Genomic DNA, 14,722 nt, shown 5'->3' with positions numbered 1-14,722 from the left:
ATGACTGGGATGAGAAAAGGATTAGCCAAACGACACGATGACTAATCTAGAATTGACTAAATTAAACTCACTTTGCCGGTATCGAGATCGTAGTAGGCTCCAACAATTTTTAATTGTTTTTTATCTACTAAATCACCCATGACTGGGGACTTGCCTAATTTCTCTACTTGATAGATAACATTGGATTTAATGGCTCGCTCAAGTTTGTTGGAACCGGGTTGTTTTTCGGCCCGATCAACTCCCACCTGTAGGCCATCGATTAAACGACCGATTTGTCCGGGGAAACGACCGCCTTCAATGGTGGCTTTTACCGCTCCACAACGAGAATGACCAAGGACAACAATTACCTTGGCTCCTAACACCAACGTGCCGAATTCGAGGCTACCAATTTCTTCGGAAGTGGCTAAATTTCCCGCTACCCGACAAACAAATAGATCTCCTAATCCTTGATCAAAAACAATTTCTGCCGGCACGCGAGAATCGGCACAGCCCAAAATTGCCGCAAAAGGGGCTTGACTTTCGGCCACTTCTGTGAGTCGCCCTTGATCGCGGTTAGGACTTTTTTGTCTTCGTTCCCAGAAACGTTGATTGCCTTCCATGAGCATAGTTAAGGCCTGGTCTGGGTTCAATCCTTGATTTTGAGCGGTTAGCCATGGCTGGGAATTAACGGCGGTTTGGGCGTTAGTTTTGGACAACTGAGAACCCAAAACAGTGGCGGCTAGACCGGTTCCCAAAAAACCACCCCCATAACGGATTAATTGGCGACGAGAGGTATTGAACATAGGTAATTGTTTCCATTAATCAGGACAAATCCTATTGTCAGGGCTAGGGATGCTAAAGAAAAGCCTAAGTTATCAAATCTTTAACTGAAAACTAGAGAAATTTGTGATAGTAGGGGCCAGCAGATGATAATACCAATCAAAGCCACCCCCAAAATAATCGACAGAAAGTAAAATTGGGTCTGTCCTGAGACGTTATATTTCAAACTCTGACCACCAAAAACCGTGGCTAATCCCACCAGGTTAACGATCCCATCCACCAGAAAGGTATCGATCCAGTTAATAATTTGCGAGATTAATCCGACGACAAAAACGATGGTAACTTTATACAATTGGGCGGTATAAAGGTCGTTGGCAAAGAAATCTTGAACGGCTTTCGGTTGAAAAACGATCGGTTTGGAGATATTTTCATTCAGATAAATATAGGCTGCCGGAATTACGCCCCCAGCAGTGGAAAGTACCAAGAGAAAAGCCACTCCCAGATTTAAGTTACTTGGTAATAAATGCCATTGCGCCAATAAAATCGGCAGATGAAGGGCGAAACCCATGGTCACAGTCATGGGGATAACTAGGGGCCAAAGAGCTTCTGGAGAGCGCAGGGTCATCGGTTTGATTTTACCGCCAAAGAAAACGCAAAATTCTCTAGTGACACTAAAAGCAGTTAAAGCATTGACCAACAATAGCACTAATAACAGTAAACCACTGATTTCTGCGAGGCGATCGCCCATGCGGGCCAATGACCAAAAACCACCAAAGGGAGGCAGTGCGACTAAACTAGCGGCACCGACGAGATAACAAATGCCGGAAACGGGACGACGGGACCATAAACCCCCGTATTGGCTTAAATCTTGGCTGATATTATTCCAAACAATGTTACCCACCACCATGACTAACAGGGACATAGCGATCGCGTATGTAAAGAGTAACACTAAAGCGGTTTCCGTTTGTCCGGTGGCCACAGCGATAAAAATCAGTCCCATGTAGGCACTGACGGAATAGGAAAGGGAGCGCTTGACATCGATCTGGGCGATCGCAATTAAACCCGCACCGATGGCAGTGACAGAGCCAACAATGATCATTACTTGCAAGGTTAGGGGCGATAATTGTAGCACCGGCTCTAATTTGACCAATAACCAAGCGCCAGTGGAAACGACGACGGTATTCCGCAGAATTGTCGCTGGCATCGGTCCTTCCATGGCCTCATCTAGCCATAAATGCAGGGGAAATTGAGCGCATTTACCCATTGGACCGGCAATCAGGGCTAAACAGAGTAAATTAGCCACATTGGGGTTTAAATTGGCTGTGGCCGCCCATTGTGCTAATTCGTCAAAGTTCCAGGTTCCCGCCAGGGGTAAAAGGGCCACCACTCCCATCAACAGGATTAAATCGCCAATCCGTTTGGTTAGAAAAGCATCCCGCGCCCCCGTTACCACCAGAGATTGATTAAACCAGAAACCAATCAGCAGATAAGTGCCGAGGGTGAGAACTTCTAGCACACAATAGCTGAAAAATAGCGAATTACAGATAACTAGGGCGCACATACCCCCTTCAAAGAGAGCCACGAGAGAATAAAACCTTGCCCAACCCCAATCCATTTCTAGATAGGCGATCGCATATACCTGAGCGGCGAGGTTTAAGCCGGTAATTAGCAGTAACGCCCCGATATTAACGGCCGAAATCTGCACATCTAAAGATATGCTTAAATTTGCGGCATTTAGCCAATTAAATGCTATGGATTGAGGGGGACGACCCCAAACGGCGAGCAAAGCAAAAAGGCTATGCAAAAAAGCCCAGCAGGTCATGATCAAGTTCAGATAACCGGCCGGTCGCGGGCCGGTTTGCCGGATAATGCCGGGAGACCAGGGTAGAGCCAGAAGTGCGCCCGCAAAGGCATAAAGAGGTACCAACCAGATAGTCTGGCTGAAGGACTCGAACATATAACCACCTCAAGAAGAAAAATGATCCTGAATTAAAGTTTAAGGTTTAATGGGTCACTAATAGGCTGTGGCCATTTTTTAACGGGGCATGAATCGGGATGGTTTGACTAGCCTCCAGCAGGTATTTTAAAAAAGCATCGGCAATCACGGAAAGTTGTTTTCCGGCCAGGTAACAAACGTACCAATTGCGCTGAATTGGAAACTGTTCCACGTCGAGGATGGCTAATTCTCCGTTTTCCCCTTCCGAGATGAGAGTATGCTTAGATAGTACCGATATTCCCAAACCGCCAGAAATAGCCTGTTTAATCGCCTCGTTACTGCCTAATTCCAAGCGCACCTTTACCTTAATATCGTGGAGATTAAATAATTTTTGTACCGCTTGGCGGGTTCCAGATCCCGATTCGCGCATAATAAAAGGTTGCTCGTTGAGGGACTCAAGGGGGAGATTTTTCTGTCCCACCAAAGGATGATCTCGTCGCGCCACCACCACCAGGGGATTTTCGAGGAAAGACTGAGAACAAAGTTCCACTTCTTCCGGCGGTTGACTGAGAATATAGAGGTCATCCTCGTTGTTTAACATTCGCTCTTGCAGTTTCTGATGATTAGTCACTTGCAGGGCGATGTCAATACCGGGATACTGTTGACAGAATGCCCCCAGTAATCGCGGCACAAAGTATTTAGCGGTAGTAATTACGCCTAAAGTCAGTTTTCCCTGTCTAGTTCCCTTAATATCGGCCACTTTCATCTGAAAGTTGTCCAATTTATTAAAAATCTCTTGACAGGTGAACAGTAATTCCTGACCCGCTTCGGTTAAAAATAAACGTTTGCCAATTTGCTCGAATAGCGGTAAACCCACGGCTTTTGTGAGTTGTTTGACTTGGGTTGAGACGGTGGGTTGAGTGATAAATAACTCCTCGGCCGCCTTGGTGAAGCTACTGTGTCGAGCGGTAGCCTCGAAAACCCTTAACTGGTGCAGGGTTGCCTGTATCAAGTTCCTATGCCCTCCTCAATAACAACTATTTGTTACGATAAATCCTAACGTTTTTATAGATTCTAGTCAATTAACTTTTTGATAAATATAGACTCTAATAGATATAAACGGCACTTAAGACCTTTTGTAGCTATCAGCTTTTTTCCCAGTCTCCTTTTTCAGCTTGTTGTCACCCCTTGAGGTTGTCGCCAGAATTTACTCGGGGTGAGGTGATGGGTAGGATAAACGATCTTTGTTGGAAGACCTGGGGACAATTTGCTTGAATACAGTGGAATGTACGATTAGAGAGGGAAGTTATCGTTTTTCTAAGATAACTTGACTGACCCAACTGCAACAGCAGCCCTTAGATTTATTGGGAGTTTCCCTGATTTGTACCCAGTAACGGGGCATTGGAAATTCTCTTAATCCCTTCTACAGCACAGGTTATGGCTTTTTGTCAACGGGGAAGTCCAGAAATATAGACGAGGTAAGGGTTTTATTGTCCTGTTTCGCTCCCACAGGTGCAAGATTTTGAGAGAATCGTGGTTCAAAACCCTGCGTCTTCATCGGCCCGCGTCCTGTAGGGGCGAAGCATTCGGGCAATAACCTATCGGTGAAACCGTAGATTTTCTATCCGAATGCTTCGCCCGTACTTTATTCAGCAAACCCTAATCAGTTTTTAATAACCAGATTTAGTATAATTTGCATAGTCAACAGCTTACCCACGACTATAAAATTAGCATCCATCTTGCGGGGGTATTACCCTGGTTAATACCCCCTATTTTGCTCTGGTATAGTGTTAAGCTTCTCCTGTGATTGATAAACCCTCTACCCAAACGTAGGGACAAACACCACTGGGAGTAATAACTGCTTCCGGTTCCAGATAAACAATCGATTTCAGCAGTGTTAAAATATCCCCGGCTACGGTAGCGGAATCGATGCTGATGCGCTCATTTTTGTTCACTAACCAACCATCAAAGGGCAAAGAGAAGGAACCTTGTAGAGAATTAACTCCCGCATGAAGTGCCTGTAAACTATCAATTAAAACCACATTTTCTGCTGTTTCCAAAGAATAGCTTTTTGGTTGATTAGCACTAGCAAAAACGTGATAAAAATGGGGACTAACCGTTACTTTTGCCCCAATGTTACCGTTCCCAGTTGGTTCCGTATTCATCCGTTTAGCGGTAATCGTGCTATGGAGAAAATTACTCAAAATCCCCTCTTTAATTAATTCCACACGACGGGTAGGAGTGCCTTCACTATCAAAAGTTTCTGCGGCAACATTAGCCGGATGGAGGGCATCATCGCACAAATTTAAGGCAGTAGCGGCGATTTGTGTTCCCAAAGATTCAGGAGTAGAAAGACTCTGTTTATCAAGGACATTTTGGGCATTAAACAGATTAGAAAATGCTCCCATTAGACTCAAAAAGGCGCGGGGGGCAAAAACCACCAAATATTTACCCGTGGTAATCGGTTGATAGTCTAGATGGCTAACAGTTTTGGTAATCGCTTCCTCGATGCAACCATCGATATCTAATTTTTCCAGGCCCGGACTCACCCGAAAAGCACCGGCGCTGCGGGGTTTTTTGCCTTCCTGTTCGGTTTTGGTGTATAAATACACACTGGCATAACTACGCGCTTCCTGACGCATTGCCCCGTCGCTATTGAGATAAAAACGTCTGACCTGCTGTTGTCCCAAACCGTTATAGGGAACACTGGCAATAGCCGGATGGGCCGTTAGTAGGGATTTTTCGGCGGCTAATAACTTATCGACGAGAGTGGATACAGGTGCTTGATTAGACATTTCGCTGGCCACTTCTGTGGTAGGTGCGGTGGCAGCGGGACTAAAATCGGGAACATTTTCCTTAACCCCAAAAAAGCTGGCTTCTTGGGCGGTTTTCAGGGCTAATTGCAGTCCCACCAGGTCCACATCGGTGGTAGAGGTGACACCGACTTGATTATCCCGATTCCAGACGCGAACGATAACGCTGGAACGATTGGAAGCTTGTACCTGTTTCGGTTCCCCTTGAAACACATCCACATCGGTTTCATCGACCGAGGAACCATAGATGTCGTATTTAGCAATTCCTAAAGCTTGGGCGCTAGAATTAGCGATTTGGGCGATATCTTCAACTTTTGGCATAGATTTGGTCAGAAATGAGATGAATGTAGAATTGAGCGGTCAGCCATCAGCAGTCAGCTAGATAAAAGTGATATTTATCAGAAAAATGGCTGATTAATTGAAAAACAAAGAACTCAAATCTGAAAACTGAAAACTGAAAACTGAAAACTGGTAACTGATAACTGAAGAGAGATTCGGCCAGGTAGTGACAATAAAGACGATAACGGCAGCCGTAGCCAGCATAGCTTTGGCAACGTGACCGATAACCGTACCGACGACGATACCGACACAGACTTTTAGGGATTGTTGCAAACGGGGGGTTAATTCCAAATCGCGACGATAGGCGTATTCTCCCAAAAAAGCCCCCACCACAGGACCGACAAATAGGCCGATAATCGGGCCGCCAATGGGTAAAGCGGGTAAAAGCCCGAATATTCCCGCTAATAAACCCACTACTAGCCCGATTTGACTCCAATTGCTCGCCCCAACTTTTTGGGCGCCGAGATAACTAGCGAGGAATTCCACCCCGATACTGAGGAGAAGGACAACAAAGGCCACAGTTAAAGCGACCCCCATCCCCGCAAATTTGGTGACAAAACCCCACACCACCATGGCGATTAAAATCAAACTCATGCCGGGAATAGCGGGTAGCAGTTCACCAATTATCCCCACTATCATGATGGCGATGAGGAAATAGTAGAGAATTACTAAAGCCATGATTAACGACCGCCAACGGTAATAGAATCGACTTTTAAATGGGGTTGACCAACGGTGACATAAACGCTACCACTGACGGAACCGCAAAAACCGGCCGCTAGACCTAAATCTTGGGAACACATAGAGATTTTATTCATAATCTCCTTAGCTGAACCGATTAAAGTCGCACCTTTTAGGGGTTTAGTCAGGTTGCCATTTTCGATAAGATAGGCCTCCTCGACGGCGAAATTAAATTCCCCGGTCGCCCCCACACTACCACCGCCCATTTTTTTGCAATAAATGCCTTTATCGATGGAATTAAAGAGATTATCGAGGGTATATTCCCCAGGTGCGATGTAGGTATTCCGCATCCGACTAGCGGCCGCATAGGTGTAGTTTTGACGGCGACCGCTACCCGTGCGCGGATGGCCGGTTTTAATTGAACCAGTGCGATCGGCAATGAAGTTTTTTAGGATACCATTTTCAATTAGGAGAGTACGCTGGGCCGGCATTCCCTCATCGTCCATATCGATAGTACCGAAAGCTTTATCGGATAATCCTTCGTCCCAAGCCGTCAGGTTTTCGTGGGCGATTTTTTCGCCTTTTTTATCGAGAAAGGGCGTGGTTTTTTGCTCAATTTGCGTAGTTTCTAGCAAATGGCCGCAGGCTTCGTGGAAGATAACGCCGCCAAATTCATTGGCCATGACGATGGGATAACTGCCGGATTCTACATAGTCAGCGTAAAGCATTTTACCCGCCGATTCGGCCACTTCTGCCGCCGATTCCTCAGCATTCCACGTCCGCAGAAAATCGGGATTACTGGTACTACCCACCCGTTTACCAATGCTAGAACGATTGGTCCCATCGGCACAGAGGAGATTATAGCCCACGGATTGGGTGAGGCGAATATCCCGGGCAAAAGTGCCGTCACTAGCGGCAACTAAAATTTCTTGCCAATCGCGAAAATAAGCGGCGCGACGAGATTGGACGTGAGAGGCTTTCTGATTGAGTTGAACGTTAGCAGTTAGGAGAATATCACCCATTTCTCGCAAAGAACTGCAATTATTCAGCCAAATATCTTTATTTTTGACCGTGGCATAATCCCGGAACATTTCCAGATTGATTTCGGGAATATATGCGTTAGGACTGGGTAGGTTTAAACCAAGAATCGATAAACCTTTTTCTAGGGCATTTTTTAAGCCTTGGAAGCTTAAATCGTTGGTACTGACATAACAATCAGCTTTACCGCGAAAAAGGCGGATTCCTGCCCCTGTAGATAGTTTCGGTGAGAGACTGGTGATGCTGTCATCTTCGGCTAAACAACTGATATAGTTAACTCTTTCCAGGAAAAATTCGATAAAAGTCGCCCCAGCAGCCCGTCCCAGTCCCATAAGAGTGGACAAAGGGGCCGCCCAAGAGCTATCAAAGCGCTCCAGACTAGGATTATATTTCAGGGTGGGAAGTTCTTTGGAGATGAGTAGAGTGGGTGACATAAAGCTCGTTTATCAGTTAATCTGCTGGTTTCTAGTCTAACAGTTCTCCGTTTTTTGCGTCTTGGGGGCTTTAGTGCCGCCCAACCCTGCTAAATTTTTACCCTTCATATCTCTTAATAAAAACCTTGATTCGAGTGCTGATCGCCCGCAAGATTAAAGAAAGAGCGACTCAGGATCAAAATAATGGCCACAGCGACACAATTCTTAAACATTTCTGACTTGACAAAAGATGATTATTGTGTATTCGGTTTAGCGATTTGTTTTCTCAAACAGGCTTGCCCTGAGCTTGGTCGAAGGGAGGGAGAATTAGAAAAAGTGGCGGTGTTAGAACCGATTCCCTCGGCAGCCCTAGAGGCAATTGTCAAAGGAATTCCCACTTCCTACGAATTTGCCCGCGCCATGGCTTTAGGAGAGGTATTTCAGGACGATAATCCTCAAATACCCAGTAATTTCCCCGATAATGCCCAATTATGCGAGAATTTTGTCGAAAGGGCGATTGCGGCCACTCGCACCTATAAAAATCAACCCCACCTACAAGGGTTAATCCCCTTGGGTGGCCAAAAAGACGATTTAAACTTTTCCCTAGAGAAAAAACGCATCTTAAATGCTGTTCATGTGGTGCGGACGGAGGATAACGTCAAACAACATTCTCACACCCATAAGGTTTTGTAATCAAGATCAGTTCGGATTAGGGAAATTTTGCCGTTTTCCCTGATTCCGAACTCAGGTTATCGCAGTCGAGCAATAGCTGCTCAATTAGTCGAGCAATAGCTGCTCAATTAATTGTTTAGTCTCTGGTGATACTAATCGAGGGCAAATATAGGATAATTTCCCCAAAAATCAGCGATAAAAACCTTTTTTCCCATCTGGACTGGCTCTAACCCTTGGGAAGATCGGAAAAATCCCCTCGACAGCCGAATTAGGGTTGGCTGAAAAAGCTTTTCCTGGGGGCAGGGTGTGGGGTGTGGGGTGTGGGGTGTGGGGTTTTATCGATTTTCAGGTGGTCAACTACCTAATTTTCAGGGAAAAAGTCCCGGAATTTTCCTCCCGATCCCCGCAATGGCTGGCACTTTTTGAGGGGAAAAAAGTCCAAAAGTCTTATCCAACAAGGTTTTTAGATTTATTCAGCAAACCCTAATTAGCTTAATCAAAAAATGTGCTATAATCAGAATGTAAGCACAAGGGGCCGTAACGGTTTCGACAGGTTAGCGAAAGCTCCCCCGTGATACAGGTCGAGAGTGAGTCTCCTCTCGTAAATCAAAGGCTCAAACAAAAAGTAAATGCGAACAACATCGTTCCTTTCGCTCGTAAAGCCGCTCCTGTAGCTGCCTAATAGTCTCTAATCGACTCGAGCATTCATAGTTTGACTCCGTTAAGGACTATGGATAAACCCCCAACGGATGCCACGTTTAACTTTCTCTAGTTAGTTAACCGTCTAAGCTTTAACTAGAGCATCCCACTGTCCGGGATAAGTGACAGTCCCCGTTTCGAGGGTAATCGAAACTAAACCTGTGAATGAACGGACAGTCAATACCTAATTTGGACAGCAGTTCGACTCTGCTCGGCTCCATTGATTAGTTGAATGAAAAACCCTTAAAAAAAGTGTCTAAGGCTTTTCTCCTCCACGAAGAAACGGGTACTCTCTTGGAAATTTCGGGACGGAAAAACTGTTTTTATCTGGGAAAGGTCAATCCGAAAGTGACGGTAGATTTAAATCTTTCCCATCTTCCTAATGCGGAAATAGTTTCCCGCGTCCATGCGATTATTTATGTGGAAAAAGACGGTTTTTATCTAGAAGATGCTGGCAGTCTTAACGGCACTTATCTTAATGGGGAAAATCTGCAATCGGGACGCAAAAAGCTGAAAAGTGGCGATAGGATTACTTTGGGATATTACCGGGCGATTAATCTTTTGTTTGAGATCGAATCAGCCAATCCTCCCCAATATACCTTCAAATCTCTTGCCAACTGATGAAAAACCTTCTCTCTCGCATGGACGGGGTACAAACACCAATTATTCCCGTGGTCGGTCAATTAATTAAAGCGAACCCTGGCACTATTTCCCTAGGTCAAGGGATTGTTTCCTATTATCCACCCCAGGAAGCGATCGAATCTCTATCTTTATTTTTAGCTAATCCCAAAAATCATCAATATCAATCCGTGGCGGGAATTCCCTCCTTATTAACAGTAATTCGGCAAAAACTAGCCGAAGATAATCGGATAGAAATCAGCGATAAACAGGCAATTTTTGTGACTGCGGGCAGTAATATGGCTTTTATGAATGCTATTTTAGCCATTACTTCCCCGGGGGATGAAATTATTCTCAACACTCCCTTTTATTTCAATCATGAAATGGCCATAAAAATGGCTGATTGTCAAGTAATTTTGGTCGCCACAGACAAAAATTATCAATTGCGTCCGGCTGCCATTGAAGAGGCAATCACGGAAAAAACTAAGGCAGTGGTGACGATTTCTCCTAATAATCCCACGGGAGTAGTTTATCCAGAAAATACCCTAAGAGAAGTCAATCGAATCTGTCAAAAAAAGGGCATCTATCACATTCATGATGAAGCTTATGAGTATTTTACCTATAACCATGCTCGCCACTTTTCTCCGGCGGCAATTGTTGGCAGTGAATCCTGGACTATTTCCTTATTTAGTCTCTCAAAAGCCTACGGTTTTGCCAGTTGGCGCATTGGTTATATGGTAGTACCAGAACATTTATCTGAGGCGATTAATAAGATTCAGGATACTATTTTAATCTGTCCGCCAGTGGTTTCACAATACGCGGCCCTAGGGGCGTTACAGGTGGGTAAAAGCTATCCTTTAGAACAGTTAAAAACCATCAGTCAAGTTAGAGAAATTTGCCTGAATGCTCTAGAATCGATTAGGGATATTTGTGATGTTGCTACTGCGGAAGGGGCTTTTTATTTCTTCCTGAAAATTACCACAGACAAGAATGATTTTCAGTTAGTTAAAAGTTTAATTGAGCGGCAGCGGGTGGCAGTGTTACCCGGTTCAACTTTTGGGATAACAGAGGGCTGTTATTTGCGTCTTGCCTACGGTGCTTTATCTCCAGAAACGGCTTTAACGGCAGTAGAAAGATTGGTAAAGGGACTGCGTTATTTTAGTCAATGATTTTCAAGAATAAATACCGGCTTTTTTTCTTGGTTTTTACTTTAAGCTCATACTAAATCCAGTTATTAAAAACTGATTATTTCTTCTCCCTGTTTTCTGTTGCCTTTTGCCTCATCTCAATAAGCAATTTAAATTAAGAACAGCTTATCTTTTGGGCTATTCTTAGTTTAGCCGAACGAGAACGGGGATTTTTAGCCTGTTCTTCCCGGCTGGGAATAATCGGCTTTTTCGTGATAATTTTCAAGGAATTATTTTCGCGAAAGCCATACTTGATCAGACGATCTTCTAGACTATGAAAACTGATCATAGCGATAATTCCCTCGGATTTTAGCCAGTGGGGGGCTTGATTTAACAATTTTTGCAGAGAATCTAATTCTTGATTAACAGCGATGCGTAGGGCTTGAAAAACCCGCGTTGCCGGATGAATACGTCCATAACGGTAACTAGCGGGTACAGAACTAGCGATGACAGCCGCTAATTCAGTGGTGGTAGTAAAGGGACGTTTTTGGACGATTGAGCGAGCAATAGGACGAGATAAACGTTCTTCTCCGTATTGATAAAAAAGATCTGCTAATTCTTTTTCGTGCCAATGGTTAATAATATCGGCTGCCGTCAGGGATTGACAGCGATCCATCCGCATATCTAAGGCTGCCGTGTGGCGAAAACTAAAGCCGCGCTCGCTCTGATCGAATTGGGGAGAACTGACTCCTAAATCGGCGATAATGCCATCAAAACTGCTATTTTGTCCGTTATAATCGGCGAAGTTCCCCCACCAGAGGGTTAAACGGCTATCTAGGTAGGGGGCAAGACTAATTTTAGCGGCTTCTAGGGCGCTTTGATCGCGATCGATGGCGGTTACTGTCGTTTCGGGATGGGCTTCTAAAAGCAGGCGGCTGTGTCCACCACCCCCTAGGGTAAGATCGAGATAATGCCCCCCGGGTTGAATATTTAAGCCGGCGATTAATTCTTGACTCAAAACGGAAATATGGGGAAAATCTTGATTCATCTGTACTGATAACTTCCTAAAAATGGCGATTTAACCTAGGGTTTGCTGAAAAAGTTTGTTGGTGGGGGCAGGGTGTGGGGTGTGGGGTGTGGGGTGTAGGGTTTTACCGATTTTGAGGTAGTCAGTTGCCTAATTTTCAGGGAAAAAGTGCCTGAATTTTACCCCCGATCACTCCAATGGTCAGCACTTTTTGAGGGAAAAAAAGTCTAAAAGCCTTATCCAACAAGGTTTTTAGATTTATTCAGCCAACCCTAACCTAGAAATAACTGATAGGCCCGGTTTTGACTTTCATCCCAATAGCGATAGCCGAGAGTATCGAGAAAAGCTTGCCATTGATTCATTTCATCGGGGGGGACTTGTATGCCCACGACGATGCGCCCGTAATCGGCCCCGTTATTGCGATAATGGAAAACGCTGATATTCCAGTGGGGACTCATGGAGGCGACAAATTTCATTAAAGCCCCCGGTCGTTCGGGAAACTCGAAGCGATAAAATAATTCATGATCGGCTAAATGCGATCGCCCTCCCACCATGTGGCGCAGATGCAATTTAGTCAATTCATCATCACTAATATCGAGGGTTTTAAAGCCGCAAGCTTCAAAACTCTCGGCTAATTTCTTGGCATCGCTGCGATTTTCGATCTGGGCGCCGACAAAAATATGCGCTTCTTTTTCATCGGCAATGCGATAACTAAATTCGGTTAAATTGCGTTTGCCGACACATTCGCAAAAACGCCGTAAACTGCCCGGTTGTTCGGGAATAGTCACAGCATACAACGCCTCGCGCCGTTCCCCTAATTCCGCCCTTTCCGCCACAAACCGCAGACGATCAAAGTTCATATTCGCCCCACAAGCCACAGCAACGAGGGTTTTATCCTCAATTCCCTCTCTTTCTACATAAGCTTTCGCTCCTGCTACTGCTAACGCCCCCGCAGGTTCTAAAATCGAGCGTGTATCTTGAAAAACATCCTTAATCGCCGCACAAATATCATCCGTATCCACGAGGATAATCTCGTCCACATACTGCTGACAGAGACGAAAAGTCTCCTCTCCCACCTCGCGCACCGCCACCCCGTCGGCAAATAATCCCACTTGGGACAAACGCACCCGATAACCGGCTTTTAGGGATTGATTCATCGCGTCTGAATCCACAGGTTCCACCCCGATAATTTTAATTTCTGGGCGTAAACGCTTGACATAGGCTGCAATACCTGATATAAGTCCACCGCCACCAATAGCGACAAAAATGGCCTCGATCGGTTGCTGATATTGTCGTAAAATTTCCATACCGATCGTACCCTGGCCGGCGATTACCTCTGGATCATCGAAGGGATGGATAAAAGTTAAACCTTTTTCCGCTTCTAACTGCCGCGCGTAAGCATAGGCATCATCGTAGGTGTCACCGTGCAGGACAACAATCCCGCCCCGAGCTTTTACCGCGTCGATTTTGACTTGCGGAGTGGTGACAGGCATAACGATAATCGCTTGGGTTCCCAATTGCCGCGCCCCCAAAGCGACTCCCTGAGCATGGTTTCCCGCCGAGGCAGCAATTACGCCTTTTTGTAACAAATCCCTTGACAAATACGCCATTTTGTTGTATGCGCCGCGCAGTTTAAAAGAGAAAACCGACTGCATATCCTCGCGCTTGAGTAAAAGCTGATTGTGCAAGCGTCGGGAGAGATTGGGGGCAAATTCCAAGGGGGTTTCTTGGGCGACATCATAGACGCGTGCGGTGAGGATTTGAACCAGGTAATCGCAGTACATTATTCTTTTTTGGCGGTGGGGATTCGCGAGTCGGGCTAGGATCCAGAATAGATCATCGTCAGTCCAGTTAGCAATAAAGAGCTATCAACCGTCAGCCGTCGGCTTTTTGCTCCCCGCTGCCTGGGGTTGTTTGGCTTTTAAAATACGGGCAATCTCAAAAAATAGCGCACCTCTGGTATCGTCAAATACCTTTAAATCACCACAAATACTAAAAGGGGGACATATACAAAAAAAAGGATGGTGGGTTACGCTTCTTGAACCTCAGTTTTCTAGGAAATCACAGCGAAGAATAACAGAATTATATAATTTGAAATTCATCCTGTTTAAGATTTTGAATCGATTCAATCTTGGAAGCTTCTACAGCGATAACTGTATTTAGATTGGGAGCATCTAGCATCTCACCTTTGCAACAAGTAGAAATGCTTAATGAGATCAATAAAAAAGTTAAAAAAGGCAACCATTTAGATAAGCACAGCGATGACGAAGGACTTGCGGTACATTACCAGATTCCCAACTTGCACCATTAATTTTAAGACGATGAGCAATTTGTTTAATTTTTGATGACCCGGAGCCAATGGAAATACCCTCTGCCTGCAAATAACCATAATTGACAATTCGATGTTTATGCTTGTTCAAATAAGTAATAAAATTCTCCACTTGCGGCTCTGACCATCCTTCAAAACAAGAGATAGCCGCGTCCACTTCCCCCTTCCATAGAAAACATTTTACCTCCTCAATTCCCTGGAATGACCCGCCAACTTTCTAGAGGTTTTCGATTAAATGATACCAATCCAATATTTCAATTCTTTCCTGTTTCTC

Annotated in this window: 12 protein-coding genes, 1 other RNA gene and 2 pseudogenes; 5 read left to right on the top strand and 10 right to left on the bottom strand. The window is 45.0% G+C overall.

The window, feature by feature from the left end; genetic code table 11:
* Nucleotides 1-56: 56 nt before the first annotated feature.
* The 6 genes from IM485_RS12555 to IM485_RS12530 all read right to left on the bottom strand — a co-directional run bounded on the left by IM485_RS12555 (nt 57) and on the right by IM485_RS12530 (nt 7,997).
* Entirely contained in the window at nt 57-782 is a 726-nt protein-coding gene (locus IM485_RS12555; protein WP_104396430.1) for a carbonic anhydrase, read from the bottom strand.
* A gap of 80 nt (nt 783-862) precedes the next feature.
* Complete coding sequence (locus tag IM485_RS12550) at nt 863-2,716, bottom strand: NAD(P)H-quinone oxidoreductase subunit F (protein WP_287743436.1); 1,854 nt, start codon at nt 2,714-2,716, stop codon at nt 863-865.
* Nucleotides 2,717-2,762: 46 nt separating this feature from the next.
* Complete coding sequence (locus IM485_RS12545; protein ID WP_287743434.1) at nt 2,763-3,707, bottom strand: LysR family transcriptional regulator; 945 nt, start codon at nt 3,705-3,707, stop codon at nt 2,763-2,765.
* Between the two features lie 778 nt (nt 3,708-4,485).
* Entirely contained in the window at nt 4,486-5,829 is a 1,344-nt protein-coding gene (locus IM485_RS12540; protein ID WP_287743431.1) for a TldD/PmbA family protein, read from the bottom strand.
* Between the two features lie 93 nt (nt 5,830-5,922).
* Nucleotides 5,923-6,525: a DUF456 domain-containing protein gene (locus tag IM485_RS12535; protein ID WP_104396426.1), complete on the bottom strand. Its 603-nt coding sequence runs from the start codon at nt 6,523-6,525 to the stop codon at nt 5,923-5,925.
* A gap of 2 nt (nt 6,526-6,527) precedes the next feature.
* Nucleotides 6,528-7,997 carry a TldD/PmbA family protein gene (locus IM485_RS12530; RefSeq protein WP_104396425.1) on the bottom strand — a complete coding sequence of 490 codons (1,470 nt, stop codon included), beginning with the start codon at nt 7,995-7,997 and terminating at the stop codon, nt 6,528-6,530.
* 183 nt (nt 7,998-8,180) lie between these two features.
* On the opposite strand from IM485_RS12530, the gene IM485_RS12525 reads away from it, so the two are divergent.
* From IM485_RS12525 to IM485_RS12510, 5 genes are all read left to right on the top strand, one after another.
* A complete protein-coding gene (locus IM485_RS12525) occupies nt 8,181-8,669 on the top strand; it encodes a hypothetical protein (protein ID WP_104396424.1) in 489 nt (162 codons plus the stop codon).
* A gap of 283 nt (nt 8,670-8,952) precedes the next feature.
* On the top strand, nt 8,953-9,135 hold the full coding sequence (locus IM485_RS22755) for a hypothetical protein (RefSeq protein WP_311131770.1): 183 nt from the start codon (nt 8,953-8,955) through the stop codon (nt 9,133-9,135).
* A 44-nt stretch (nt 9,136-9,179) separates the two neighbouring features.
* Nucleotides 9,180-9,570, top strand: a transfer-messenger RNA (tmRNA) gene (gene ssrA, locus IM485_RS12520).
* 29 nt (nt 9,571-9,599) lie between these two features.
* Nucleotides 9,600-9,968 (top strand): FHA domain-containing protein, encoded by a 369-nt coding sequence (locus IM485_RS12515; RefSeq protein ID WP_192575986.1) that lies wholly within the window; start codon nt 9,600-9,602, stop codon nt 9,966-9,968.
* The gene (locus IM485_RS12510) at nt 9,968-11,134 is read left to right on the top strand and encodes a pyridoxal phosphate-dependent aminotransferase (protein WP_104396422.1); all 1,167 of its coding nucleotides are present in this window, start codon (nt 9,968-9,970) and stop codon (nt 11,132-11,134) included. Before IM485_RS12515 ends, IM485_RS12510 begins: the two co-directional genes overlap by 1 nt.
* 133 nt (nt 11,135-11,267) lie before the next feature.
* Here the strand turns inward: IM485_RS12510 and rsmH are convergent, their stop codons facing one another.
* The 4 genes and pseudogenes from rsmH to IM485_RS12490 form a co-directional block, all read right to left on the bottom strand.
* Complete coding sequence (gene rsmH / locus IM485_RS12505) at nt 11,268-12,140, bottom strand: 16S rRNA (cytosine(1402)-N(4))-methyltransferase RsmH (RefSeq protein WP_104396421.1); 873 nt, start codon at nt 12,138-12,140, stop codon at nt 11,268-11,270.
* A gap of 251 nt (nt 12,141-12,391) precedes the next feature.
* On the bottom strand, nt 12,392-13,903 hold the full coding sequence (gene ilvA / locus IM485_RS12500; protein ID WP_104396420.1) for a threonine ammonia-lyase, biosynthetic: 1,512 nt from the start codon (nt 13,901-13,903) through the stop codon (nt 12,392-12,394).
* Between the two features lie 117 nt (nt 13,904-14,020).
* Nucleotides 14,021-14,125, bottom strand: a pseudogene (locus IM485_RS12495) (DNA cytosine methyltransferase); the annotation flags it as partial.
* 222 nt (nt 14,126-14,347) lie between these two features.
* A pseudogene (locus IM485_RS12490) lies at nt 14,348-14,722 on the bottom strand (ISKra4 family transposase); the annotation flags it as partial.

The sequence above is a fragment of the Microcystis sp. M169S2 genome, assembly GCF_020245865.1.
GTDB classification, from domain to species: Bacteria; Cyanobacteriota; Cyanobacteriia; order Cyanobacteriales; family Microcystaceae; genus Microcystis; species Microcystis ichthyoblabe_A.
The sequence above is the reverse complement of the archived record's forward strand: the minus strand, read 5'-3'. Positions and strand labels throughout refer to the sequence as shown.